We start from the raw sequence: 25489 nt of genomic DNA, 5'->3' as shown, positions 1-25489 counted from the left end.
GTCGCCACTAGATGGACCCCTTGATGAGCTGTCGGAGGCAGAGCGTGGTCTCGTCCTTGGTCGAGTCGTACTCAGTCGTGCGGCGTTCTTCCAGGACATCCACGTCAGGGACGGTGGGCTTCGGTGCGTCGCGCTCTGGCTCGTACTCGAAGTACTTCGGGCTGATGCCGTGCTTACGGAGCATGGTCAGCACGAGGTCCAGGGAGTCCTCCTGCGAGTAGTTGTCGAGAGACTGACCCACGGTGTAGTTGATCGTGGCGTTGATGTTGTCAGTGGTGCTCATGCTGCGTCCTTCTGGTGGGTGCGGTACTGCTGGCGCTCGGTGAGCACGAGATGCAGAACACGGTTCGCACGGCTGACTGCACGTGCGTCCTTCACTCGCTGCGGAGTGAGAATGTCGATGATGTGCCGAAACATTTCTTAGCCTTTCCTTCGCCCGGGATAGAAGACGGGAACACCCGCCTACATCTCCTACTATCGGCGGATCGGCTGCAGAAATCGAATCATTTGGTAACGGAACTGTTACGAACGCCGCAGTATCTCGGAGGGGCATGAAGAAGGCCCCCCAGAACTTAATCTGAGGGGCCTATCCACACTCGGGCGAAGGAGCTGTACCAGTCTAGCGAATTAGCTCTGACGCTGCTTGGCTTGCAGGTTCTCTGCGATTTGGACTAATGCTGCTCGGTGCTCGGGGTGCTCTTTCAGCCACTGCTTCGTCTCGTCCGGCACGTTGTCCATGTTAATGCTCACTTGCCCAGCCCCTTCTTCGCGGCCTTGATGAAGTCAGTGATGCCCTTCTCCTCTTCGGGATCGGACTGCCGCCTTGCTGACTTGCCGTCCAGTCGCCGCTGGACTTCTGTCATGAACCGCTCCTGAGCCTGCTTCGGAGTCTCGCCGTCACGGACTTTCACTCGTCCGCCCTTCGGTGTTGCCATGGTGTCTCCTCTGTTCGGGTCAGAAGAACTTCTGACAATGCACAAGCTACGTCGGACCTCCGACAGCCCGCAACGGACAACGCGCAAACTAAGGTGCGGAGCGCACAAACTAACCTGGCAGGCGCTCGTCCAGGAGTGCTTCCAGCTCGTCGGTGATGTCCACTTCACCGTGGGCACGGCGCTCCCAGTCCTTCTGCCATGCGTGGAAGTTCGCGTAGAACCTGTCGAACACGTCGGGCTGGTCCGTGTCGGTTCCCTGAGCTACCTTCAAGTCATGGATACCGTCTTGCTCTTCCACCCTTCCGTTCAGCCTCCTCGTCAGGTCGTCGTCCCGGACGGCGTCTCGCCCAAGGACTTCGCCGGACAACTGGTCTCGAAAGGCTGGCACGACGTCGAACTCCTTGGAGGTGGCAATATCGTCTACCAGGGTGGCCCGGACTCGGGCGTAGCTGTCATCTGGGAGTGACGCGGTAGCAGTCCTCGCCTTGCGACGGAGATTGTCCACGGTGCCCAAGCTGCACCCCAGGGTTTCTGCCTGCTGCGCCTTCGTCATGCCCTCTGGGAGCGCCAGTAGCGCCTCCAGGCGGTAGGTTGCCCCGCGCTTGCTCTTCATGCCTCCAGCGGCCCCACGACGGCGCGCAATAGCACGTGCGTCCTTGTCCCACTGGTCCAGTGCCCATGCGGCTACGTCGTCACACTCATGTGCCAGTGCCGACTGGATCAGCGCATGCGCCCGGTGTGCACTCTCCACGTGGTCGTACTGGTCATAGACGATGTGCTGAGCCGCCTTGTGGTGGACGAAGTAGTAGAGAGCTTCACTGAGCTGGTCCTTGCTCAGGAGACGGCCCCGGAGGGGCGTGCGGTCCTGGTCCAGGACGTACTCCACGTTGTCGTTGAGCATGCGGAGCGCCACGGAGTTGAGGTACTTGCCGACACGGAAGAGGTAGGTGTCCATCTTCTTCGTCTTCCACCCGTAGGCAGGACGTGGGAACTGCTTCGTCTTCTCGCCCTGCTGGCGGAGCCGGAGGTTCAGCTTCCGCTGGTGATCCAACTCCGTTGAGAGGATGTCTTCCATGTCCTGCTGACCCTGTGCGGTGTCGAGGTCCGTGGAGATGTGGACTACTCCTGTGGAGTAGTAGGTAAGACTGTGCAGTGCCACGGTGCTTCTTTCTAGGTATGACTGAGACGTCTTCTACATCTTCGATACCTGAGGCTTCCTTCGCTTGGTTTCGACGGCCAGGAAGTCCGATTCTCAGGTAGCTAGCAGAGTGAAGAACTTCTTTTGAGCCTCACTAGGACAAAGAAGTGGCCCCCCGGTGACGAGCCGGGGGGCCTGTGTTCGCACTTTCAGTCAACGTCTCAAAGCCAACAGAAGCAACGTGTTCACTCTACCTGATTTCGCTTCGACTTGTAGACTCCCGTGCCATTAATGAGGTCATTTGCCTCACGGGCCATTCGCTCCGCGTACCGGAAGTCCATCGCCAGTGCCTTCGAGAACTCCGCTGTGAGGCGGTCATATCGGCGGAGCTTTCCACGAGCGCAGCCGCATGACCTGGCCTTCCGAATGGAGACCGGAAGCGCATCCCATGGCTGCTTGCACCATGGGCACCGAACACGCACGGTGAGCGCTGCCGAGTACGGGACGGATTCACGCCGCCCAGACATGACGACAAACTCTCCGAGCTTCGTCCCGATGGGGTACTTGTTCGGGAACTTGTTCTTGCCCTGCTTGCAGCCGCACCCCTTCACACGGCGGAGGTTGGACGGCATGCTCTTGAACTCCTTGCCGCACGATGGGCACTCGACCCAGACACCTCTCTTCGTCCCGTAAAGGGGCCGCTCGCTGCGCGTGACGCGGAAGCCGTGCACGAGGTCACCGGGCGCGACGTCGCCCCTCACGCGGCATCCTCGTTGAGGGAGTCCACGACTCGGTGAGCGACGACCACGCGGTCCTCAGAGCGACCGGGGTTCACCGTCACATGCACGAGGAGCTGGACCAGCTCACGGTGCCTCGCGAGGCTCAGACTCTCCACACGCTCCTGGATCGCCTGACGGGCTTCCACGGCCTTCTCGATGCTCACGCGGTGTCCGTCGAACAAGTGGCTCTTGATGCCAGCCAGGACCTCCGCTGCCACGCTTGACTGCGCGAGCTGGTCACGGCGTGCCACGAGGCGGCGCTCTTCGTCCTTCAAGCGGGTGAGCGTCGGGCGTTCTGCTGCGGCGTCTGTGAGGCCTTCACGGACCAGAGCCATGATTCCCTCACGCTGCTTCTGGACGCGGCTCAGGGCGGCGTCCAGAGCCTCCAACGTGTCCTGCTCGTCACTCGTCGCCGGGAGAATCGCGGACGGTCCCAGGAGGAGCGCTGAGGTCACGGCTCGCATGACGATGCCCTCCAACTTCTCCTTCTTGATGACGGGGTGCTTGGAGTCGGCGCGGCACCGATAGTCCCGCATGAAGGTCATGCGCGAGCCACAGACACCGCAGTAGGTGATGCCGGACAGAAGGTGCCTGACCTCCGCGCCGGGGCTGGTCTTCCGAGTGGGATCGGCAAGCATCTCGTTTGCGCGCCTATAGAGGGGTAGCCCCACCAGGGGGACCAGGGCCTCGCTCTTGGTCCAGGTGCCCAGGTGTGGGACCTCTCCGATGTAGGCGCGACTCATGATCGTGTCCCGGATGCGACGGGGCGTCCAAAGCTGCGTGCCGGTAGTGGGGTAGCGGCCTTCGGCGTTGAGGGTCTGCGCGACCCCACGGACCGAAGCTGTCTCCACGAAGCTCTGGAAGATGTACTGGACCACGGCTGCCTCATCGGGTCTCGGTGTGATGTTGTCCCGCTCATAGCCGTAGCGACGACGCCCTGGCACAGGACGGCCCTGGGATGCCCGGTACTCGTTCGCCCGCTTCTGCCGCTCGCTCTTCCGCCTGACCTCGAAGCGAGCCATTGCCGCCATCATTGACGCGCGGAACTCGCCGTCCGCCGACGCGAGGTCAATCTCCCCATCGACCGTCACCACGGCCAGACCGGACTCAATTAAGGTCAGCAAGTCCTTCTGTGAGCGGAGAAGGCGGTCCAGGTCCACGGCAACCACGTGGGTGATGTCGCCCCGCTCAGCGGCAGCCAGCATCTGACGCCACGCACTCTTGGGACCACGGTCCTTCGAGGCCGACTGCCCGTCATCCGCGAAGACGCCCGCCACCGTCCAGCCACGAGATGCGGCCATGGATCGGGTGCGGGCGTCCTGGCGGTCGATGCCTTCGGCGTGCTCCACCGACTGGCGGAGGTACAGGGCGGCTCTCGGGGTCATGTCCTGTTCTACGTGTCTGGCAGGCAGAGTCTCAGTCTTCACGCATACATTCCCTCGTTTCTGGCCCGCAACCGGCTGATCGCCGCGCTGGCCGACGTGACGGTCGTGGTCGAGGCCGGTGCACGATCCGGTGCGCTCAACACCGCCCACCACGCCGCGCAGCTCGGCCGTCCGGTCTTCGCCGTACCGGGAGCGTTCGCGTCCTCGGCCTCGGTCGGGTGCCATCGCCTCATCGCGCAGGGGCGGGCGCAGATCGTCGTCCACCCCGCGGACCCGGTCGCGGCCGCGCGCCCCGACGTCACGGACGGACGGGCGGGAGCGGCGGACACTCCGCTGCTGTCCGGCCGGGAGGACCCCGAGGTGCTGCGCGTGCTCGACGCTCTCGGCAGGCGGGCGCTGCCCGAGAGCGAGATCGCCCGGCGCTCCGGGATGTCCGTCGCCGACGTGACCGACGCGCTCGCCCTGGCGCAGTTGCAGGGGCTCGTCGTGGTGGGCAACGGCGGGTGGGCGCGGGCATGAGGGTCGGCGGCCGTACGCTGACGTCGTGGCGGACCAGGCGGACCAGGCATCGCGGACCGACCGACGGCTCGTGGCCTCGGTGGACGCGTTCCTCACACATGCCCGGAGTGCTCGCGGACTCAGCGAGCAGACCGTGCGTGCGTACGCCAACGACCTCGACCAGTTCGTGGAGTTCGCCGCCCGTCACGGTGTCGAGCACGTCGGCGACGTCGGCCTCGAACTCCTGCGCGACTGGCTCTGGGAGGCCGACCAGCGCGGCCTCGCCCGCTCGACGATCGCTCGGCGGTCCGCGTCGGTGCGGGCCTTCACCCGGTGGGCGAGCGAGACCGGGGTGACGCCGACCGACGCGGGGGTCCGCCTGCGGGCACCGAAGGGTGGCGCACACCTGCCCCGGGTGGTCTCCGCCGACCAGGTCCGCGCAATGCTGGACGGGCTCGGTGCCCGCGCGGCCACGGACGACCCCTCGGCGCTCCGGGACCTGGCACTCGTCGAACTCCTGTACGCGGCGGCGATCCGGGTCAGTGAGCTCGTCGGGATCGACGTCACCGACCTCGACCGCGGGCGGTTGACCGTGCGGGTGCTCGGCAAGGGCGGCAAGGAGCGGGTCGTGCCGTTCGGGGTGCCGGCACGCGACGCGCTCGAGGCGTGGCTGGAACGCGGACGCCCCGCGCTCGCCGCCCGGGCGGAGGGTGCGGCCAGTACGGCGTTGTTCCTCGGCGACCGGGGTGCGCGGCTCGGCGTGCGCAGCGCGTACCGGGTCGTCGCTCGCCTGCTCGGCGACCTGCCCGGAGAGGGGCCGAGCGGCCCGCACACCTTCCGACACACCGCGGCCACCCACCTGCTCGACGGGGGAGCCGACCTGCGTGCGGTGCAGGAGCTCCTCGGACACGCGAGCCTCGGCACGACGCAGATCTACACGCACGTGTCCTCGGCGCGCCTGCGCGAGGTCTACCGCACGGCCCACCCGCGCGCCTGACCGCGAGCGGCCTCGGCGGGACCTGCTCCCCGACTGCCGACTCCGCGAGTGGCCTCGGCGGGACCGGACTCCGAGCGGCTGACTCCCGTGCGGCCTCGGTGACCGGCCTCCCCGGCTGTCGACCCGCACGGCAGGTCCCGGGTCAGTCGGGCCACGCCGACTCGGGCAGCAGCACCGGCCACTCCGCCGGGGGCAGGTACGGCATCGGATCGACGTAGCGACCGTCGACCCGGGCGCCGAGGTGCAGGCAGGGTGCCGACGCCGGACAGTGCCCGACCGCGACGCGACCGACGGCGTCGCCCTGCCCGACCTCGTCACCGGCGGACACCAGGGGCTCCACCGAGTCCAGAGTGCTGACCAGCCCGCCGCCGTGGTCGATCGTGACGACGCTCCGACCACCCACGGCGCCGGCGAACGCGACCGTGCCGTCCGCCACCGCGACGGCCGTGGCTCCGAGGGGAGCGGGGACGTCGAGCCCGCGGTGCCCTGCCGAGTAGTCGGAGGACGGGGCCTCCCACGCGCGCTCGACCACGCGCGACCCGGTCGGCCAGACCCACCGGGCCTCGGCACGGTCCGGCCGCGCTGACGCCGACCCCGCCCCCGACCCCGAGCCAGCCGCCGCTGACCCCGACCCGGCCGCCCACACCGACACCAACCTCGAAGCTGATCCCGACGCCGACGCCGACGCCGACGCCGACGCCGGCGCCGAGCCCGCCACGGGTGCCGACCCGAGTACGGCCATGACCACCGTCAGCAGCAGGACCACGGGTCCAGGGCAGGGAGTCGATCGCATGCCCCCAGCCTTTGCTCCGGAGCGAGGCCACGGGGCGGGGGAAGGGCGGCCTGTGGAGGGGGAGCCGCGCCTCCAGGCTGGGGAGGAACGGCGCGCGACCGCCGCGACAGAACCGGTGTCGCACGACGTCGACGCTGTCGCACCGGTGCGCACGACCGCGCCCGCGACCGCGTCCACGACGGCGCGCACGCCCGCGCCCCGCCCCGCCGCGACAGAACCGGTGTCGCACGACACCGACACCGTCGTTCCGCGTCGGACACGAGCGTCGCACACGAGCGACACCACCCGCGCACCGTGTCCACCCGAGCGAACCCCGGTTATGACCACCCGCCCGTCGAGGAGTACAGTCGGGGCCGCTCCGGACCCCGCAACGCCGCTCGGACGGCGAACCAGCCGACCGCCGGGGCACCGTGCTGCACGACTGCACGGCGGCAGAACCCAGGAGCATCGTGTCCACCACGAACACCGGGCACGGCGAAGACCGTGCCTTCAAGGGGAAGGTCACCCTGTTCGCCATCGCGGCGGCTGTCGGTGGCTTCCTGTTCGGCTTCGACTCGTCCGTCATCAACGGCGCAGTCGACGCGATCAAGGGCGAGTTCGACCTCTCCGACGCCGCCAGCGGCTTCGCGGTCGCCTCGGCCCTGATCGGCTGTGCGTTCGGCGCCTACTTCGCCGGTCGCCTCGCTGACCGCTTCGGCCGCACCCGGATCATGTTCTGGGCCGCCGTCCTGTTCTTCGTGAGCTCGATCGGCTCGGCCTTCGCGTTCGCCACGTGGGACCTCGTCATCTGGCGCCTCGTCGGCGGACTCGGCATCGGTACGGCGTCCGTCATCGCGCCGGCCTACATCTCCGAGGTCTCGCCGAAGGCCATCCGTGGTCGTCTGGCGTCGTTCCAGCAGCTCGCCATCACGCTCGGTATCTTCGCCGCGCTCCTGTCCGACCAGCTGTTCGCCGTGACCGCGGGCAGCGCCTCGGCCGAGATCTGGGGCCTGGCTGCATGGCGTTGGATGTTCCTGGTCGGTGTCGTGCCGTCGGTGGTCTACGGCATCCTGGCGGTCACCCTGCCGGAGTCGCCGCGATACCTGCTCACGAAGGGTCGCAACGACGACGCCCGCGAGGTCATGGGCAAGATCGTGCCGCGCGACACCGTGAACACGAGCCTGGAGGAGATCCAGGACGGCATCAAGAAGGAAGCCAACGAGAAGAAGGGCTCCATCCGGGGCAACCGCTTCGGGCTCCAGCCCATCGTCTGGGTCGGCATCATCCTGGCCGTGCTGCAGCAGTTCGTCGGCATCAACGTGATCTTCTACTACTCGACGACGCTCTGGCAGGCCGTCGGCTTCAAGGAGGAGGACTCGTTCCTCATCTCCACGATCACCTCGGTGGTCAACGTCGCCGTCACCTTCGTCGCGATCTTCCTGGTCGACAAGGTCGGCCGCAAGCCGCTGCTCGTCGCCGGGTCCGCGGGCATGTTCGTCTCGCTCACCATGGTCGCCATCGCGTTCTCGCAGGCGACGATCGTCGACGGCAACCCGAGCCTGCCCGGCGCGTGGGGCATCATCGCCCTCGTCTTCGCCAACCTGTTCGTGGTGTCGTTCGGTGCCACGTGGGGCCCGCTCATGTGGGTGCTGCTCGGCGAGATGTTCCCGAACCGCATCCGCGCCACCGCGCTCGGCGTCGGCTCGGCTGCCAACTGGGTCGCGAACTTCATCGTCACGATCTCGTTCCCGGTGCTCTCCGGCTTCAACCTGACCGTCACGTACGGCATCTACGCGCTGTTCGCGCTGCTGTCGCTGTTCTTCGTCATCGCCAAGATCCCGGAGACCAAGGGGCGCTCGCTCGAGGAGATGGGCATCTCCGCCGACGGCGACACGGCGGACGCCAAGGCCTGATCGGCCCGCCGCACTCCGCGTCCGTCCACACGGATCGCCGGACGGGAGGCCCGGATCACGCAAGCCGCGAGGCGCGCGTGATCCGGGCCTCCCTTCTGTTAGCATCTATCCAGCAGCGCGCTGATGCGCGCTGACTTCGCGTGTCCACCAGGCCGTCACCGGCCCGGCGTCCGACCACCGGTCCCGCTCGTACGAGCGGGCGGTCGTGCGCCAGGACACCAGGGACCACGACCTCCGGTCGCGGTCGACACAACCGCAACAGGTCCGCAGCGACGTGCGAGAGCACGGCTGCGCGCCGAGAACACAGAAGGAGGACGGCACATGGCCGTCGTCACCATCCGCCAGCTGCTCGACAGCGGCGTCCACTTCGGACACCAGACCCGTCGGTGGAACCCGAAGGTGAAGCGCTTCATCCTCGCCGAGCGCTCGGGCATCCACATCATCGACCTGCAGCAGTCGCTGGCCTTCATCGACCGCGCGTACGACTTCGTCAAGGAGACGGTCGCGCACGGTGGCACGATCCTCTTCGTGGGCACCAAGAAGCAGGCGCAGGGCTCCATCGCCGAGCAGGCGACTCGCGTCGGCCAGCCGTACGTCAACCAGCGTTGGCTCGGCGGTCTGCTCACGAACTTCCAGACGGTCTCCAAGCGCCTCGCGCGCATGAAGGAGCTCGAGGAGATCGACTTCGACGACACGACGAAGGGCTTCACCAAGAAGGAGCTCCTCATCAAGAAGCGCGAGCTGGACAAGCTCCACAAGACCCTCGGTGGTATCCGCAACCTCACGCGGACCCCGAGCGCGCTCTGGATCGTCGACACCAAGAAGGAGCACCTCGCCGTCGACGAGGCGCAGAAGCTCGGTATCCCGATCATCGGCATCCTCGACACCAACTGCGACCCGGACGAGATCACCTACCCGATCCCGGGCAACGACGACGCGATCCGCTCCGTCGGTCTCCTCACCCGCATCGTCGCCGACGCCGCGGCCGAGGGCCTGAAGACCCGCCACAACGGTGGCGACGACGAGCCGGCCGAGCCGCTCGCCGAGTGGGAGCAGGAGCTCCTCGGTGGCGATGCCGCCGCCACGACCGAGGCTGCTGCCCCGGTCGAGGGCAGCACCGTCGAAGAGAATGACGCTGATGCGCAGGTCGCCGCGAAGGAGATCGGCGAGCCGATCGCCGACGAGGCCAAGAACGCGGAGCCGACGGCCGAGGCCGCCGCGGCCGCGGAGACCACCCCCGCCGAGTGACCGTCTGCAGGCGCCGGATCCGACAGGGTCCGGCGCCTGCGACTCCACTCTCCACACACGTACAGTCCAGAAAGGACTCCAGTCAATGGCAAACTTCACCGCTGCTGACGTGAAGAAGCTCCGCGAGGACCTCGGCGCCGGCATGATGGACGCGAAGAACGCGCTCGTCGAGGCCGACGGCGACTACGACAAGGCCGTCGAGCTGCTCCGCATCAAGGGTGCGAAGGCCGTCGCCAAGCGCGACGACCGCGCCACCTCCGAGGGCGTCGTCGTCGCGACCGCCGAGAACGGCGCCGCCACGGTCGTCGAGCTCGCGAGCGAGACCGACTTCGTCGCGAAGAACGAGAAGTTCACCACCCTCGCCGACAAGGTGCTCGGGGCCGTCGCCGCCGCCGGTGCGACCGACGTCGCGTCCGCCAACGCCGCGCCGCTGGACGGCAAGACCGTCCTCGACGTCGTCAACGAGGCTGCCGCCGCGCTGGGCGAGAAGCTCGAGGTCCGCACGGTCCGCCGTGTCGAGGGCTCGGCCTTCGAGATCTACCTGCACAAGACGAGCCAGGACCTGCCGCCGCAGATCGCCGTCGTCGTCGCCTACGAGGGTGACAACGCCGCCGAGGCCCGCTCGATCGCGCAGCACGTCGCGTTCGCGAACCCGTCGTACCTGACGCGTGACGAGGTCCCGGCCGACGCGATCGAGAAGGAGCGCGCGACCGTCGAGGCGATCACGCGCGAGGAGGGCAAGCCCGAGGCCGCCCTGCCGAAGATCGTCGAGGGCCGTGTCAACGCCTTCATCAAGCAGGTGTCGCTCCTCGACCAGGACTACGCGAAGGACAACAAGATCTCCGTCGCGAAGGCCGCCGAGAACGCCGGCATCACCATCCAGGGCTTCGCCCGCGTCAAGGTCGGCGCGTAACGAACCCGTGACGGGGCCAGGGACCATACGGTTCCTGGCCCCGTTTTCGCGCGCTGCGGCGCGTGACGACGGACCGGAGGCGCGACCCGCCTCCGCCGGACCGGCTGCGGCCGGGTAGATTCCCACGAGACATTCGACGAAGGGTGCGGACCAGATGACCGACGAGAAGACCGGACGACGCCGCGTCCTGCTGAAGCTGTCGGGAGAGGCGTTCGGCGCCGGCTCCCTCGGGGTGAACCCCGACGTGATCGGCACCATCGCCAAGGAGATCGCGGTGGCTGCCCAGGACGTCGAGATCGCGATCGTGGTCGGCGGCGGGAACTTCTTCCGCGGCGCCGAGCTCTCGCAGCGTGGCATGGACCGCGGACGGGCCGACTACATGGGCATGCTCGGCACGGTGATGAACGCCCTGGCGCTGCAGGACTTCCTCGAGCAGGCCGGTGCCGCCACGCGCGTGCAGTCCGCGATCGCGATGACCCAGGTCGCCGAGCCGTACATCCCGCGGCGCGCCGAGCGGCACCTCGAGAAGGGCCGGGTCGTCATCTTCGGCGCCGGTGCGGGTCTGCCGTACTTCTCCACCGACACGGTCGCCGCGCAGCGCGCGCTCGAGATCAAGGCCGACGAGGTCCTCGTCGCCAAGAACGGCGTCGACGGGGTCTACACCGCCGACCCGAAGAAGGACGCCACCGCCGAGAAGCTGCACCACGTGACCTACCAGGACGCGCTGCTGCAGGGGCTCAAGGTCGTCGATGCCACCGCGTTCTCGCTCTGCATGGACAACGGCATGCCGATGCACGTCTTCGGGATGGAGGGTGAGGGCAACGTCCAGGCCGCCATCCGCGGGGAGCGCATCGGCACGGTGGTCAGCAACTGACCCCCGGCGCTGACTAGACTCGACGCCAGTACCGAAGGAGTAACACCGTGATCAGTGATGTCCTGACCGAAGCCACCGAGAAGATGGCGAAGGCCGTGGAGGTCGCCAAGGACGACTTCTCGACCGTCCGCACCGGCCGGATCAACGCCGCGCTCTTCCAGAAGATCCCGGTCGACTACTACGGCACGCCGACGCCGCTCGCGCAGCTGGCGTCCCTGCAGACGCCCGAGGCACGCACGCTCATCGTCACGCCGTACGACAAGTCGGCGCTCAAGGAGATCGAACGCTCCATCGCGACGTTCCCGAACCTCGGCGCCAGCCCGTCGAACGACGGCGAGATCGTCCGTGTGACGATCCCGGAGCTCACCCAGGACCGCCGCAAGGAGTTCGTGAAGCTCGTGCGCGGCAAGGGCGAGGACCACAAGGTCGTCATCCGCAACATCCGCCGCAAGGCCAAGGACGACCTCGACGCACTCAAGGGTGAGATCTCGGACGACGAGATCTCGCGCGGCGACAAGGACCTGGAGTCCCTGACGAAGAAGCACGTCGACCAGATCGACGACGCGCTGAAGAAGAAGGAAGCCGAACTCCTCGAGGTCTGATGCGTCGTCCCGACCAGGGCGGTGACCGCCCCACAGCAGAGCACGGGCCCGCGTCGAGCGGGCCCGTGAAGAAGGGGCTCCGCCAGGACTTCGACGCGCGCGCCCGAGCGGCCCGCGTCGACTTCGAGGCGCAGCTCCGGCAGCGCAAGGCCGACCTCGGCGCGCGGAACCAGGCCCTGACCGCCCGCACCGGCCGCAACCTGCCGGCGGCGATCGGGATCGCGCTCGCGTTCGCCGTCGTCATGCTCGGCACGCTGCTCATCTGGACGCCGTCGTTCATGGTCGTGGCGGCGTTCCTGCTCGGGGTGGGTGTGTACGAGCTCACGAGCGCGATGCGCTTCGCCGGGCGCGACGTCCCGCGGATCCCGAGCGTCGCGGTGGCGATCGCGATCGTGCCCGCGGCGTTCCTGGTCGGTCAGGCAGCGGCGCTGTTCACGCTGCTCGGCGGGATCGTGGTCGTCAGCGCGTGGCGCCTGGTCGAGGTCGGACTGTCGCGGCAGCGTCCGCCGGCGGGCAACGTCGTCCGCGACCTGACGAACGGCCTGTTCGCCCAGGCCTACGTCTCGCTGCTCGGCGCCTGCGTGGTGCTGTTGTCAGCACAGCCGGACGGGCAGCTGTGGGTCATCGGGTTCATCCTGGTGGTGGTCGCGGTGGACACCGGGGCGTACGCGACGGGGCTCAACCTCGGCAAGCACCCGATGGCGCCGCGCATCAGCCCGAAGAAGACCTGGGAGGGCTTCGCCGGGTCCGTCGCGGCGAGCATCCTGGTCGGCATCCTGGTGACCTGGCTCATGCTCGGCCTGCCCTGGTGGACCGGCATCGTGCTCGGTGTGCTCATCTCCGGGTCCGCCACCCTCGGCGACCTGACCGAGTCGATGATCAAGCGCGACCTCGGCATCAAGGACATCTCGTCGTTCCTGCCCGGGCACGGCGGGCTGCTCGACCGCATCGACAGCATCCTGCCGTCGGCGGCCGTCGCCTACGTGCTGTACCTGATCGTCCACCACTGACGCCCGTCCGCGCAGGAGCGGGAACGGGAGGCCGCAGGTCCGCAGCGCGTCCAGGTTGTGCCATGGTGCGGGACTGGCAGAATGACGCCGTGGCCACCACCTTCCCGACCGCAGCCCGTTCCGCCCTCGGATACGACGTCGACGAGGTCGAGCGTTTCCTCGAGGACGCCCGTCGCGCGTACTCGGCCGACGACAGCGCCCCCGGCATCGAGGCGGCGAAGATCCGCGCCACCGCGTTCTCGATGCGCAAGGGCGGCTACTCCACGTCGCACGTCGACGCGGCGCTCGAACGGCTGGAGGACGCCTTCGCAGCCCGTGAGCGCGAGCGTGAGATGAGCGAGGTCGGCAAGAAGGCCTGGTACGCCGAGGCACGCACGAAGGCGTCGGACGTCGTGGCTCGACTCGAGCGGCCGGACGGTCAGCGCTTCAGCCGGGTCAGCGTGCTCGGCACCGGGTACCACCCGAAGGACGTCGACGCCTTCGCGACCCGGCTCGCCGGCTACTTCCGCGAGGGCAAGCCGCTCAGCCTGACCGAGGTGCGCTCGATCGTGTTCCGTCCGAAGCACGGCGGCTACCGCGAGGCACAGGTCGACGCCCTGCTCGACGCGGTCGTCGAGGTCATGCTCGCCGTCCGCTAGACGACGCGCGGGCACGAGGTGCTTCGCTTTCCGTGATCGTTCCGTTACCCTGGTCCTACTCATGGGCAGGCACACGGCAGACATCAGCTCCGACCGCGCATCCCGCGAGCACCTCGGCCTCCAGGCTGCCGGTGAGCGTCGCGCGGCAATGCAGCGAACCCGCACGACGGCGACGTCGGTGATCCGGGCGGACGAGCAGGCTCCGGCCGTGACCACCGGTCCGGTCGCCATGCCGAAGTCGGTCGCGGCGAACCGCGTCTCGGACGAACGCGTCGCGGCCTACGCGCACGACGTCCCGAGCGCACCGGTCGCCCCCCGCGCCGTGCAGCAGCGCCGTGCGACGGTGGAACCGAAGGCGCTCGGCGGGGTCGCCGCGGTGAACACCTTCGCCCGCAAGCGCGCTTCGGTGCCGACCTTCGCGTTCGTCGGCGTGTTCCTGTTCGTCGGTGCCTCGCTCTTCAACCCGCTCCAGGCCGACGTCGCCCGTGCGGCCGTCGACACCCCGGTGCTCGTCAAGACCCCCTCGCCGCAGCAGTACACGGCGAACGGCGCGGACGCCGTGGTCGCCGACCGCGACGGCTACGGCGTGACCGTCCCCGCACCGAAGGTCGTCAAGCCGGCTCCGGCGGAAGACGCCGAGGAGACGGACGACGCCGAGGCCACGACGGACGCCCCGGCCGAGACCGCCGACGAGCCCGTCTCCGCCGGCAACACCCTGGCCGCGGTCGCCGCGACGCCCGACCCGGGCAGCGCGCAGGCCATCGCCCTCGAGCAGGTCACCGCACGCGGGTGGGGCACCGACCAGTACAACTGCCTCGTCTCCCTGTGGAACAAGGAGTCGGGCTGGCGGGTCAACGCCTACAACCCGAGCGGTGCCTACGGCATCCCGCAGGCGCTGCCCGGCAGCAAGATGGCGACGGCCGGTGCCGACTGGCAGACCAACCCCGCCACGCAGATCACCTGGGGTCTCAACTACATCGCGGGTGTCTACGGCACCCCGTGTGCTGCCTGGGGTCACAGCCAGGCCGTCAACTGGTACTGATCGGCAGTTCGGGTGCCGCGCAGCAACCGGCCGCGGCGTCCCCGTGGCCGCGAGGTCGTGCCTGACGAGGAGTCCGGTCTCGACCGCCTGATGAGCTCCTGGCGGCGCACCGAGGTGCGTCGGGGGCGCGAGTACCAGGTGCAGCCGATCTCGGCCGCGTCGGCGCAGAAGGAGTACGTCTGCCCGGGCTGCGGCGGGACGGTCCTGCCCGGGACCGCCCACGTGGTGGTGTGGCGGACCGACGGCGTCCTCGGCGACGCCGCCGACCTGGCGTCCCGCCGGCACTGGCACAACCACTGCTGGAGCATCGCATGACCGACACCGAGATCCGCTCCGCCACCGAGTTACCGGCGCTGCGCACCGACGTCGAACTCGTCACCGACGACCACCTCACCCTGGTCGGCGAACTGGCCGAGCCCCTCGACCGTCCGGCCCGCGGCACGATCGTGACGCTGCACCCACTGCCCACGGCGCACGGGTTCATGGACTCGCACGTGCTGAAGAAGGCCGCAGCCCGGCTGCCCGCCCTCGCGGACATCGCCGTCCTGCGCTTCAACTTCCGGTCGGTGACGTCCCCGCGCGGCACCTCCGAGGGGACCTTCGGCGACGGCGTCTCCGAGGGCTTCGACCTGCGCGCCGCCGTCACCGAGGTCGTCGACCGCGGCCTGCCGACGCCGTGGCTCGTCGGGTGGTCGTTCGGGACCGAGGTGACCCTCAAGCACGCGCTGGAACACGTCGAGGCCGGTACGGTCGCCGGGGTCGTCCTGCTGTCGCCGCCGCTGCACCGCACGTCGGACGACGAACTGGCGCGCTGGGCCGCCGTCGACGTGCCCGTGGTCGCACTCGTCCCGGAGCACGACGACTTCCTGCAGCCCGATGCGGCCGCTGAGCGCTTCGCCGTCGCCCCGAACGTCCGGGTGGTCCCGGTCGCGGGTGCGAAGCACCTCTGGGTGGGGGAGCGGTACGTCCGCATCGTGCTCGACGCGGTCGCGGACCTCGTCGTCCCCGGCGCCGCGCCGCTGCCCACGCACTGGCCGGTCTGACGAACGGCGGTCGCCGTGGACCGTGCCGACCGCCCGGGTGACCCGGTCTGGAGGCGCACCACGCGCCTCCAGACCGGGTCCCGTCAGCGGTCGGTGGCGTCCCGGTCGTCGCTCGCGTCCTTCGCGTCGACCGGAGCGTCGACGAGCAGTCCGGTGGCGTTCGTGAGGACGCCGCGGAGGTTCTCGAGGTAGCCGGCCACCGCTTCGCGCTCGGTGCGGATGGCAGCCAGGCGGTCCTCGGCCTCGGCGATCACCCCGGCGGTGCGCTCCTCGGCGTCGGCGACCATCCGGTGCACCCGGTCCTGCGCGTCGGCGACGATGGTGCGGGCGTGCTCCTGCGCCTCGGCGGTGCTGGTGCGCTCGAGGTCGTCGGCCTCCTGCTGCAGGCGTTCGGCGCGCTGTCGGGCCTCGGTCGCGCGACGGGTGGCCTCGGCGAGCTGCAGGTTCGCCTCGTCCAGGTACTTCTGGGTCTCGGTGACCGTCTCGTGGTGCTTCTGCAGGTACTCCTGCTCGGCGTCGTCCCGGCGTGCCGCGAGCTCGGACTCCAGGGCGGTGCGGGCTTCGTCGCGCTCGCGGGCGATCTCGGTCCGGACCTCGTCGCGCTCCTTCGCCAGGTCCGCGCGGGCGGTGTCGATCTCCTGGCGGAGTGCCGACCGCTCGGCCTCGAGCGTGCCGAGCTCTTCGGCCCGGCGGTCGGCGATCTCGGTGTCGACCTCGGCGTGCTCACGCTCGCGCCGGGCGGCCAGGGCCTGTTCGTGCTCCCGGACGGCGCGTTCGGCCGCGGCGTCGGCCTCGGCACGCTCCTCGGCGAGGCGCGCGTCGTGCTCCTCGAGCTCGCGGGCGATGCGCGAGGCGGTCTCCTGCACCAGGCGCTCGTTCTCGACCCGGGTCTGCTCCTCGTCGACGCGGAGCTGGGCGCGCGCCGCCTCGACCTCCTGCGCCAGTGCGACGCGGGCCGCGGCGAGTTCGCGGTCCCACTCGGCACGGGCGGCGGCGAGGTCCTCGTCCAGGACACGGCGGCGGTCGGCGAGCTCGCTGTCGAGCTCGGCACGGCGGCGCGCGACCTCGGCGTCGAGTCCGGCTCGGCCGGCTTCCAGGGCCGCGGCGTGTGCCTGCTGCTCCTCGTCGCGTTCGCGGTGCCAGGCGGCGCGGCCCTCGCGCACCTCGCGCTCGAGGGCCTCGCGTCGGGCGGTCTCCTCGCGGTCGAGGTCGGCGGTGCGCCGGGCGTGGTCGGCCTCGAAGACCGAGCGGCGGTGCTCGGTGTCGCGGTCGAGCTCGGCGGCTGCCGTGCGGGCGTCGGCGGACTCGCGCTGCACGGTCTCGCGCAGCTCGGCGACCTCGTGCGCGACCTGGGCGCGTAACGCGTCGGTCTCGCGGATCGCGATCGACCGCACCTCGGCGGCCTCGGTCACCGCGGCGCCACGGACCGCGGCGGCCTCGTTGCGGGCGTCCTGCGTGAGCAGGCCGGCCTCGGCGCGGGCACGCTCGACGGTGTCCGACGCCTCGGCGCGGGCGCGGCTCAGTTCGGCGGTGGCGCGGGTGCGGGCGTCCTCGAGGGTGTCGCGCGCTTCCTCGCGGGCCTCGCGGACGGTCCGCTCGGCCTCGGCACGGCTCGAGGCGCGGAGCCGCTGGGCGTCGATGTCCGCCTGGCTGATGAGTCGGGTCGACTGCTCCTCGGCGACGCGCAGGGTCGACTCGAGCCGGGTGCCGAGACCGCTGTAGGTCGGGGTGCCGGCCTCGTCGAGCTCGCCCTGCAGCTCGGACACGCGGGCCTGCAGCAGCCGGATCTCCTTGGCGGCGTCGGCGCGGTCGTTGTTCGACTTGATGAGCTCGCGACGCAGGTCGTTCAGTGAACGGTCCACCTCGTCGCGGCGGTACCCGCGCAGTTCGGTCCCGAACTCGGCCTCGTCGTTCGCCACGTGTCGCTCCTGGGTGGTCGGCGGAGGGCTCAGGAAAGGCCCGCGGTCGAGTGTAGTGGGGGCCGGAGCGGGTCGTCTGAGACCGACGACAGCGCGGATTGATGCGCCGTCCAGCGTTGCTCGCTATCCTGAGTCGCTGATTCGCGCGCCGACATCCCCACCCCGGCGCGGTAGGGAGAGAGTTCGTGCGATTCGTCCTGGCGATCGTCAGTTTCGTCATCGGCCTGCTGCTCGTCGCGCTGGCGGTGGGACAGCGCACCGTGTTCGCGCCGCCGCCCTCGCTCGTCGCCGAGAACGCGACCACGAGCTCGGCACCGGTCACGGTGATCCCGGGCTCGACGCTGAACGCCAACCCCGGCTACCAGCGGATCAACGTGTCCGGGTCCGGCAAGGTCTTCGCCGCCTACGGCCGGTCGGCCGACGTCGACGCGTGGGTCGGCGACGCCGCCCACACAACGCTCCGGTTCGACGCCGAGAAGGGCGCCCTGGTCGGGTCGACGACCGGTTCCGGAACGAGCGTGCCGTCGCCGGAGGGGAGCGACCTCTGGTACCAGGAGTACGACGGCGCCGGGCAGTTCACCGTGCGGCTGCCGCAGGACGTCTCCGTCCTCGTCGTCAGCGACGGCAAGTCGGCGGCACCGGCCGACATCTCGGTCACGTGGCCCCGCGACACGGCGACCCCGTCCGTCGGCCCGCTGCTCGTCGCCGGTGGCGTGTTCGTCCTGGGAGGCCTCGTGCTGCTCGTCCTCGCGTTCCTGCACCAGCGTCGCGGCCGCGGACCTCGCCGTCGGAGCGGCGGCTCCCGTCCGCCGCGCGTGCGTGCCTCGCGCCGTGCCGCCGCCGCCGGGGCACAGGTGCCGCGCCGCGGTCGTCGTGGCTCCCGCGCGTTCGTCGCCGTGCCGGTGCTGCTGACCGGCGCCCTGACCCTGGCCGGCTGTTCCTCGGACTACTGGCCGCAGGGCGGGGACGCCTCGCTCGCCACCCCGACCCCGACCGCGACGGCGACGGGTGCACCCGAGACGACCGAGCCGACCGCGGCGACGAAGCAGCAGATCACGCGCGTCGTGCAGCGCATCGCAGCGGTCGCGAAGCAGGCCGACGGGGCGCGGGACGGCGAGCTCGCCGAGACCCGCTTCACCGGTGCCGCGCTCGAGCTGCGCCAGGCCAACTACTCGATCCGCGGCAAGGACTCGGACGTCAAGGCGCCGCCGGCGATCTCGGCGGCCCAGGTGTGCGTGGCACTGCCGCAGCAGACCGACACCTGGCCGCGCACCGTGTTCACCATCGTCGCCGAGGACTGCGACGCGAAGTCGGCTCCGCAGGCCCTGACGCTCGTGCAGGACTCCGCGCGCGACCCGTACAAGGTCGCGTACGACGTCTCGCTCGAGGCGGACGCGACGATCCCGAGCCTCGCCCCGACCAGCGTCGGTGCCGCGCTGCTCGCGCCGCAGTCGAAGTTGCTGACGATCGCACCGGACCAGGTGGCCACCGCCTACGGCGACGTCCTGTCGAAGGACACCGGCAGCGAGTACGCCGACCTGTTCGCCACCGAGGGCGACGGCCTGCGCACGACCATCGGCAAGGCCTACAAGGACAAGAAGGCGAAGGCGCTGCCGGACACGGCGGAGATCGAGTACTCGTCCGAGGTGCCGGCCGACTCCGCCGTCGCCATCGCGACCGACGACGCCGGTGCGCTCGTGTCCGCCGACCTCAACGAGGTCGAGAAGGTGACCCCGACCGCCTCGGGTGCCGAGGTGAACACCGAGGGCGCCGTCAAGGCCCTGTCCGGTGTCGACACCAGCAAGAAGGGGATCAGCGCCACGTACAGCGTCCAGCTGCTGTTCTACGTGCCGCCGGTCGCCTCGGATGACAAAGTGGTCCTGCTCGGGTTCACGCAGGGCCTGACCGCAGCGAGTGAGGTGCAATGAGCAACATCCCCCCGACCCCGTCCGGACTCCGTGGCGCCGTCGACCTGTCGTCCCTGGTCGACCGCGCACAGCGTCCGCCGCAGCCGCCCACCGGAGCCCCCGCTCCGGACGGTGCGGTGGCACCCGGCCCCGATGCCGGCGGTGACCTGACCGTTCCGTCGCTCGTGATGGACGTCACCGACCAGTCGTTCCAGGACGTCCTGCAGCTGTCGACCGTCGTGCCGGTCATCGTGGACATCTGGGCCGAGTGGTGCGGTCCGTGCAAGCAGCTGTCGCCGATCCTGGAGCAGCTCACCGCCGAGTACGACGGCCGTGTGGTGCTCGCCAAGGTCGACGCCGACACGAACCCGCAGCTCGTCCAGGCGTTCCAGGCGCAGTCGATCCCGACCGTGGCCGCGCTCATCGGCGGACGTCCCCTCGGGCTCTTCGTCGGGGCGCTCCCCGAGGCGCAGGTCCGCGACGTCTACGAGCAGGTGCTCCAGGCGGCCGAGCAGAACGGCGTCTCCGGTCGGGTCACCGTCGACGGGGCCGCCCCGGTCGAGGCCGCCGAGCAGGGCGAGCCCGAGCCGGAGCCCCTGCCGCCGCACCACCAGGCCGCGTACGACGCGATCGAGCAGGGCGACTACGCCACGGCGATCCAGGAGTACAAGACGGCCATCGCGCAGGACCCGCACGACCAGATGGCCGTGGCCGGACTCGCGCAGGTGTCGCTGCTCGACCGGCTGAACGGTCGGACGGCCGACGAGGTCCGTGCCGCTGCGGCGGCAGGCCCTCGGGACGTGCCGGCCCAGCTCGCGGTCGCCGACCTCGACATCTCCGGCGGGCACGTCGAGGATGCCTTCGGGCGGCTGCTCGACCTGGTGCCGACGGTGTTCGGTGAGGACCGCGAGGCTCTGCGGGTCCGGCTCGTCGAGTACTTCGAGCTCATCGGCAGCGACGACCCGCGCGTGGTCGCGGCTCGTCGGCGGCTCGCGAGCGCCCTGTACTAGGCCCGGGGGACACCGCGCGGCGAACATGACGCCGTCGTCGTGACGAGACGCCGCCGGATCCGGCGGCGTCTCGTCACGTCCGGGGCGTCTCGATGACACGACGGCGTCGCGCGCACGCGCCACTCACTGCCGCGTCGTGCGTGGACGGACGGGAGGCCCGGTGCCAGCTGGCACCGGGCCTCCCGTCCGTCAGGTGGTCGGGTCAGGAACGCGCGTCGGGCTCCTGCGCCAGCTTCAGCCAGACGGCGCCGAGCGGCGGCACCACCAGGTTCGCCGAGGCCGGTCGGCCCGCCCACGGGGTCTCGTCCGCGGTGACGACGCCGTAGTTGCCGACACCGGAGCCGCCGTACTCCGTGGCGTCCGAGTTGAGCACCTCGTGCCACTCGCCGGCAGCCGGCAGACCGAACCGGCGCTCCACGGGCACCCCCGAGAAGTTCACGAACACCGCGACACGGTCGTCGCCGTCCTTCCGCAGGAACCCGAGCGTCGAGTGCGGCGCGTCGCCGCCCTCGATCCACTCGAAGCCCTCGGCCGTCGCGTCGTGCGTCCAGAGCGCGGGGGAGTCCTTGTACACGCGGTTGAGCTCGGCGACCAGGTCCTGCACGCCGCGGTGCCCAGGCTGGTCGAGGAGCCACCAGTCGAGCCCCTTGGCCTCGGACCACTCGGAGGGCTGGGCGAACTCCTGGCCCATGAAGAGCAGCTGCTTGCCGGGGTGCGCCCACATGAACGCCAGGTAGGCGCGCACGTTCGCGAGCTTCTGCCACTCGTCGCCGGGCATCTTGCCGTACAGCGAACCCTTGCCGTGCACGACCTCGTCGTGGCTGATCGGCAGGGTGAACTGCTCGCTGAAGGCGTAGACGAACGAGAACGTGATCTCGTCGTGGTGGTAGCTGCGGTACGCCGGGTCGCGCTGCACGTACTCGAGCGTGTCGTGCATCCAGCCCATGTTCCACTTCTGACCGAACCCGAGGCCACCCGCGCTCGTCGGCTGGGTGACGCCCGGCCACGAGGTGCTCTCCTCGGCGATCATGACGATGCCGGGGTAGCGCTTGTAGGCCGTGGCGTTGGTCTCCTGCAGGAACGCGACGGCGTCCAGGTTCTCGCGGCCGCCGTGGATGTTCGGCAGCCAGTCGGTGCGGGAGTAGTCGAGGTACAGGATCGAGGCGACGGCGTCGACCCGCAGGCCGTCGATGTGGAACTCCTCGAGCCAGTACAGGGCGTTGGCGACCAGGAAGTTCCGCACCTGCGGCTGCCCGAAGTCGAACACGTAGGTGCCCCAGTCGAGCTGTTCGCCGCGGCGGGGGTCCGGGTGCTCGAACAGCGCGTGTCCGTCGAAGCGACCGAGCGCCCACTCGTCCTTGGGGAAGTGTCCGGGGACCCAGTCCATGATCACGCCGATGCCGGCAGAGTGCAGGCGGTCGATCAGGTAGCGCAGGTCGTCCGGGGAGCCGTACCGCGCGGTCGGCGCGTAGTACCCGGTGACCTGGTAGCCCCACGAGCCGCCGAAGGGGTGCTCGGCGAGCGGCAGGAACTCGACGTGGGTGAAGCCGGTGTACTGCACGTGGCCGATGAGCTGGTCGGCGACCTCGCGGTACGACAGGCCGGGACGCCACGAGCCGAGGTGGACCTCGTAGACGCTCATGGGCTTGTCGTGCGTGGTGCTCTGGGCGCGCTGCTCCATCCACGCCCGGTCGCCCTCGGACCACGCGTAGGTGGACTCCGTGATGACGGACGCGGTCGCGGGGGCGATCTCGGCTTCGCGGGCGAAGGGGTCCGCACGCTCGACCCAGCCCGAGTCGGTGAGGATCTGGAACTTGTAGCGCTGTCCGGCGACGGCTCCGGGCCAGAACAGCTCCCAGACGCCCAGGTCGCTCAGGCGGCGCATCGCGGTCGTGCGGCCCGCCCAGCCCTCGAAGTCGCCGATCACGCGGACCGCGGTGGCGCGGGGCGCCCACACGGCGAAGGCCACGCCGTCCACGCCGTCGACCGTGCGGACGTGGGCGCCGAGGTGGTGCCAGAGCTGCTCGTCACGGCCCTCGCCGAACAGGTGCAGGTCGAGCTCGCCGAGCGTCGGCGCGAACCGGTACGCGTCGTCGGTGGTCCAGGTGGCGTCGTCGTCGGTCGACTCGTCGCGGTCGTAGTCTGCCTCGACCCGGTAGCGCCCGAGGTCGTCGGACGTCGCACCGGCCCAGAGGCCGTCGCCCTCGTGGGTGAGCTCGACGTCATCGCCGTCGGGGCGGACGATCCGCACCGCGCGGGCGAGGTGCCGGACGACGCGCACACTGGTGCCGCCGTCGACGGGGTGCGGGCCGAGCACGTCGTGCGGCTGCGACCAGCGGCCCTCGGCGACCTGCTGGCGCAGCCAGTCCTCGATCGGAGCGGGACGGGGGGCCGTGGGGGCACCTGCAGGAGCCGGGGGCGCGGCCGTCGTGGCGACCGGCGTCTCGACGGAGGCCGGCGGGACGACCGGGGTGGCGCCTCCCGGAGGGACGCTCTGCACGCCGGGGGCGCCGGCGGTCGGGGCGGCGTCGACGGGCGGCACCCGCGGGTGCGTCGCGTCGGCCGGGTGTCCGGCGAGCGTGGCGGACTCGTCGACACCGCGGTCGGGGGCCTCGCGCTCGGGCGTCGGGGCGCCCGGCAGGTCCTCGTGCGGGGCGGAGACCCGCGGCTCGGTGCGGCGCACGGCCGGCGGCGGAGGCGGCACCGGGGGCACGCCCGGTCCGCGCTTCGTGGGGTCGGTCGGGTCGTTGGTCATCGGTGCGGTCCTTCCACGACGAGCAGGTGCACGGGCTCCTGGAACGCGTCCAGGCGCACGTAGTTCGACGCGCCCCAGACCCAGCGCTGGCCGGTCACGACGTCACGGACGTCGAACAGGCCGTCGGCGGGCAGGCCGAGGGCGGCGAGGTCCAGGTGCACGGTGGTCTCACGAGCGGAGTGCGGGTCGACGTTGGCGACGACGATCACGGTGTCGTCGCGGCCCGACCGGATGAACGCTCCCGGCAGGTGCTTCGAGTAGACGACGATCGCCGGGTCCTCGGCGGCGTGCACGTGCAGGTTCCGCAGCTGCCGCAGCGCGGGGTGCGCGGCGCGGAGGCGGTTGAGCATCGTGACGTACGGCGCGAGGGACGCGCCCTCGGCCTCGGCGAGCGCGAAGTCGCGGGGCTTGTACTCGTACTTCTCGTTGTCGATGTTCTCTTCCGACCCCGGGCGGGCGACGTCCTCGAAGAGCTCGTACCCGGCGTACATGCCCCAGGTCGGGGCGCCGGTGGCGGCGAGCGCCGCACGCACCTTGTAGCCGGCACGGCCGCCGAACTGCAGGTACTCGGTGAGGATGTCGGGCGTGTTCACGAAGAGGTTCGGACGCAGGTACGCGCTCGTCTCGTGGGAGAGCTCGGTGAAGTACTCCTCGATCTCCTCCTTCGTGTTCCGCCAGGTGAAGTACGAGTACGACTGCTGGAACCCGGCCTCGGCGAGGGCGCGCATCATCGCCGGGCGGGTGAACGCCTCGGCGAGGAACACCGTGTCGGGGTGCTCGTCGCGGATCTCGCGGATGACCCGCTCCCAGAACCACAGCGGCTTGGTGTGCGGGTTGTCGACGCGGAAGATGCGGATGCCGAACGCGATCCAGTGCCGCAGGACTCGCTCGACCTCGGCGACGAGCCCCTCGGGGTCGGTGTCGAACTGGATCGGGTAGATGTCCTGGTACCGCTTCGGCGGGTTCTCGGCCGTCGCGATGGAGCCGTCGGCGCGCTGGGTGAACCACTCCGGGTGCTCGGTGACCCAGGGGTGGTCGGGGGAGCACTGCAGGGCGAAGTCGAGCGCCACCTCCATGCCGGTGTTCTTCGCGGTCTCGACGAAGTCGCGGAAGTCGTCCTCGGTGCCGAGGTCGGGGTGGATGGCGTCGTGGCCGCCCTCGGGGGAGCCGATCGCCCAGGGGCTGCCCGGGTCGTGCGGTCCGGGGGTGAGGGTGTTGTTCGGCCCCTTGCGCGCGGTCGTGCCGATGGGGTGGATCGGCGGCAGGTAGATCACGTCGAAGCCCATGCGGGCGACGGCGGGCAGACGACGGGCAGCGGTGCGGAAGTCGCCGCTCTTCCAGGAGCCGTCGGGGTTCTTCTTCGCGCCCTCGGACCGGGGGAAGAACTCGTACCAGGAGCCGACGCCGGCGCGGGTGCGTTCGACGTCGAGCAGCTGCGTGGCGGAGTGCGTGCGCAGCGAGGTGAGCGGGGCGTCCTCGACCTCGGCGACGATCCGCGGGTCGTCGACGGCTGCGAGCCGTTCGGCCGGGTCCAGGTCGGTGTCGCGGATGCGCGCTGCCGCACGGGTGGCGGCGGGGGAGCCGGTCTCGTCGGCCAGGCGGTCGAGCAGCACGGCGCCGTCGAGCAGGGTGGCCTCGGTGTCCACGCCGGCCGCGATCTTCAGGCGCGCGGCGTGCAGCCAGCTGGCCCAGTCGTCGGAGTAGGACTCGACGTGCCAGGTCCAGACGCCGACGTGGTCGACCTGCACGGTCGCCTCGTAGCGGTCGGTCCCGGGCGTGCCGAGGGTCAGGGGGACGGTGCGGGTGCCACCGTCGGGGCGCTCGAGGACGAGGTCGGCGCCGATGATGCCGTGTCCTTCTCGGAAGACGGTCGCACCGAACGTGATCACCTCGCCGTCGAATGCCTTGCCGGGGAAGCCGTTGGGCGTCCTCGGGGCGAGCTCGGTGATCGGGATGCGCCCGATCTTCGGGCGGCGGGGTCGGTCTGCGGTGGCCACGGAGGCGACGCTACCCGGAAGCCGCCCGGACGTTCCCCGGAACGCGTGTCGTGTGGACGGCGCGCCGGCCGCCCGTGCCTGTGCAGGGACGGACGGGAGGCGCGGGACGGGGCC

23 protein-coding genes are annotated in these 25489 nt (G+C 70.2%); 14 read left to right on the top strand and 9 right to left on the bottom strand.

All coding sequences use genetic code 11. The annotated features are described in order from the left end of the window. Nucleotides 1–7: 7 nt before the first annotated feature. The 5 genes from I8920_RS09455 to I8920_RS09435 all read right to left on the bottom strand — a co-directional run bounded on the left by I8920_RS09455 (nucleotide 8) and on the right by I8920_RS09435 (nucleotide 4279). Nucleotides 8–283 carry a hypothetical protein gene (locus tag I8920_RS09455; protein ID WP_198656123.1) on the bottom strand — a complete coding sequence of 92 codons (276 nt, stop codon included), beginning with the start codon at nucleotides 281–283 and terminating at the stop codon, nucleotides 8–10. Between the two features lie 463 nt (nucleotides 284–746). Further along, complete coding sequence (locus I8920_RS09450; RefSeq protein WP_198656122.1) at nucleotides 747–935, bottom strand: hypothetical protein; 189 nt, start codon at nucleotides 933–935, stop codon at nucleotides 747–749. A 109-nt stretch (nucleotides 936–1044) separates the two neighbouring features. Continuing rightward, complete coding sequence (locus I8920_RS09445) at nucleotides 1045–2094, bottom strand: helix-turn-helix domain-containing protein (protein ID WP_198656121.1); 1050 nt, start codon at nucleotides 2092–2094, stop codon at nucleotides 1045–1047. A gap of 224 nt (nucleotides 2095–2318) precedes the next feature. Further along, nucleotides 2319–2834: a hypothetical protein gene (locus tag I8920_RS09440; RefSeq protein ID WP_198656120.1), complete on the bottom strand. Its 516-nt coding sequence runs from the start codon at nucleotides 2832–2834 to the stop codon at nucleotides 2319–2321. Beyond that, nucleotides 2831–4279 (bottom strand): recombinase family protein, encoded by a 1449-nt coding sequence (locus tag I8920_RS09435; protein WP_232832710.1) that lies wholly within the window; start codon nucleotides 4277–4279, stop codon nucleotides 2831–2833. Before I8920_RS09435 ends, I8920_RS09440 begins: the two co-directional genes overlap by 4 nt. Here I8920_RS09435 and I8920_RS09430 point away from each other — a divergent pair. After that, nucleotides 4193–4756, top strand: a complete 564-nt coding sequence (locus I8920_RS09430) for a DNA-processing protein DprA (RefSeq protein WP_332873157.1) — start codon at nucleotides 4193–4195, stop codon at nucleotides 4754–4756. The genes I8920_RS09435 and I8920_RS09430 overlap by 87 nt on opposite strands. Nucleotides 4757–4781: 25 nt before the next feature. Then, nucleotides 4782–5732, top strand: a complete 951-nt coding sequence (locus I8920_RS09425) for a tyrosine recombinase XerC (protein WP_232832709.1) — start codon at nucleotides 4782–4784, stop codon at nucleotides 5730–5732. A gap of 142 nt (nucleotides 5733–5874) precedes the next feature. On the opposite strand, the gene I8920_RS09420 is transcribed toward I8920_RS09425, so the two are convergent. Then, complete coding sequence (locus I8920_RS09420; protein ID WP_198656118.1) at nucleotides 5875–6264, bottom strand: M23 family metallopeptidase; 390 nt, start codon at nucleotides 6262–6264, stop codon at nucleotides 5875–5877. Between the two features lie 710 nt (nucleotides 6265–6974). Between I8920_RS09420 and I8920_RS09415 the strand changes: the two genes are divergently transcribed. The 10 genes from I8920_RS09415 (at nucleotide 6975) to I8920_RS09370 (ending at nucleotide 15787) form a co-directional block, all read left to right on the top strand. Further along, nucleotides 6975–8417 carry a sugar porter family MFS transporter gene (locus tag I8920_RS09415; protein WP_225558743.1) on the top strand — a complete coding sequence of 481 codons (1443 nt, stop codon included), beginning with the start codon at nucleotides 6975–6977 and terminating at the stop codon, nucleotides 8415–8417. Between the two features lie 321 nt (nucleotides 8418–8738). Continuing rightward, a complete protein-coding gene (gene rpsB / locus I8920_RS09410; protein WP_198656116.1) occupies nucleotides 8739–9665 on the top strand; it encodes a 30S ribosomal protein S2 in 927 nt (308 codons plus the stop codon). Between the two features lie 85 nt (nucleotides 9666–9750). Then, a complete protein-coding gene (tsf, locus tag I8920_RS09405; RefSeq protein ID WP_198656115.1) occupies nucleotides 9751–10578 on the top strand; it encodes a translation elongation factor Ts in 828 nt (275 codons plus the stop codon). Nucleotides 10579–10732: 154 nt separating this feature from the next. Continuing rightward, nucleotides 10733–11452 (top strand): UMP kinase, encoded by a 720-nt coding sequence (gene pyrH, locus I8920_RS09400; RefSeq protein ID WP_198656114.1) that lies wholly within the window; start codon nucleotides 10733–10735, stop codon nucleotides 11450–11452. 47 nt (nucleotides 11453–11499) lie between these two features. Continuing rightward, complete coding sequence (gene frr / locus I8920_RS09395) at nucleotides 11500–12054, top strand: ribosome recycling factor (protein ID WP_198656113.1); 555 nt, start codon at nucleotides 11500–11502, stop codon at nucleotides 12052–12054. A gap of 65 nt (nucleotides 12055–12119) precedes the next feature. Further along, nucleotides 12120–13064: a phosphatidate cytidylyltransferase gene (locus tag I8920_RS09390; RefSeq protein ID WP_198656112.1), complete on the top strand. Its 945-nt coding sequence runs from the start codon at nucleotides 12120–12122 to the stop codon at nucleotides 13062–13064. An 89-nt stretch (nucleotides 13065–13153) separates the two neighbouring features. After that, the gene (locus tag I8920_RS09385; RefSeq protein ID WP_198656111.1) at nucleotides 13154–13702 is read left to right on the top strand and encodes a DivIVA domain-containing protein; all 549 of its coding nucleotides are present in this window, start codon (nucleotides 13154–13156) and stop codon (nucleotides 13700–13702) included. A 322-nt stretch (nucleotides 13703–14024) separates the two neighbouring features. Next, complete coding sequence (locus I8920_RS16195; RefSeq protein ID WP_442873585.1) at nucleotides 14025–14744, top strand: transglycosylase SLT domain-containing protein; 720 nt, start codon at nucleotides 14025–14027, stop codon at nucleotides 14742–14744. A 12-nt stretch (nucleotides 14745–14756) separates the two neighbouring features. Beyond that, nucleotides 14757–15059, top strand: a complete 303-nt coding sequence (locus tag I8920_RS09375) for a hypothetical protein (protein ID WP_198656110.1) — start codon at nucleotides 14757–14759, stop codon at nucleotides 15057–15059. Next, nucleotides 15056–15787, top strand: a complete 732-nt coding sequence (locus I8920_RS09370; protein ID WP_198656109.1) for an alpha/beta hydrolase — start codon at nucleotides 15056–15058, stop codon at nucleotides 15785–15787. The genes I8920_RS09375 and I8920_RS09370 overlap by 4 nt, the downstream gene beginning before the upstream one ends. An 83-nt stretch (nucleotides 15788–15870) precedes the next feature. Here I8920_RS09370 and I8920_RS09365 read toward each other — a convergent pair whose 3' ends face one another. Beyond that, on the bottom strand, nucleotides 15871–17706 hold the full coding sequence (locus tag I8920_RS09365) for a hypothetical protein (protein ID WP_198656108.1): 1836 nt from the start codon (nucleotides 17704–17706) through the stop codon (nucleotides 15871–15873). A gap of 185 nt (nucleotides 17707–17891) precedes the next feature. On the opposite strand from I8920_RS09365, the gene I8920_RS09360 reads away from it, so the two are divergent. After that, nucleotides 17892–19634: a hypothetical protein gene (locus tag I8920_RS09360; protein ID WP_198656107.1), complete on the top strand. Its 1743-nt coding sequence runs from the start codon at nucleotides 17892–17894 to the stop codon at nucleotides 19632–19634. Beyond that, a complete protein-coding gene (locus tag I8920_RS09355; protein WP_198656106.1) occupies nucleotides 19631–20623 on the top strand; it encodes a tetratricopeptide repeat protein in 993 nt (330 codons plus the stop codon). Before I8920_RS09360 ends, I8920_RS09355 begins: the two co-directional genes overlap by 4 nt. 202 nt (nucleotides 20624–20825) lie before the next feature. Here the strand turns inward: I8920_RS09355 and glgB are convergent, their stop codons facing one another. Together glgB and I8920_RS09345 are read right to left on the bottom strand one after the other, a co-directional pair. Further along, complete coding sequence (gene glgB / locus I8920_RS09350; protein ID WP_198656105.1) at nucleotides 20826–23378, bottom strand: 1,4-alpha-glucan branching protein GlgB; 2553 nt, start codon at nucleotides 23376–23378, stop codon at nucleotides 20826–20828. Further along, complete coding sequence (locus I8920_RS09345) at nucleotides 23375–25375, bottom strand: alpha-1,4-glucan--maltose-1-phosphate maltosyltransferase (protein WP_198656104.1); 2001 nt, start codon at nucleotides 25373–25375, stop codon at nucleotides 23375–23377. The genes glgB and I8920_RS09345 overlap by 4 nt, the downstream gene beginning before the upstream one ends. Nucleotides 25376–25489: the final 114 nt, after the last annotated feature.

Origin of the sequence: Curtobacterium sp. YC1 (assembly GCF_016267665.1) — a bacterium.
Lineage (GTDB): Bacteria > Actinomycetota > Actinomycetes > Actinomycetales > Microbacteriaceae > Curtobacterium.
Note: the sequence above shows the minus strand (reverse complement) of the source record. Positions and strands in the feature narration are given on the sequence as shown.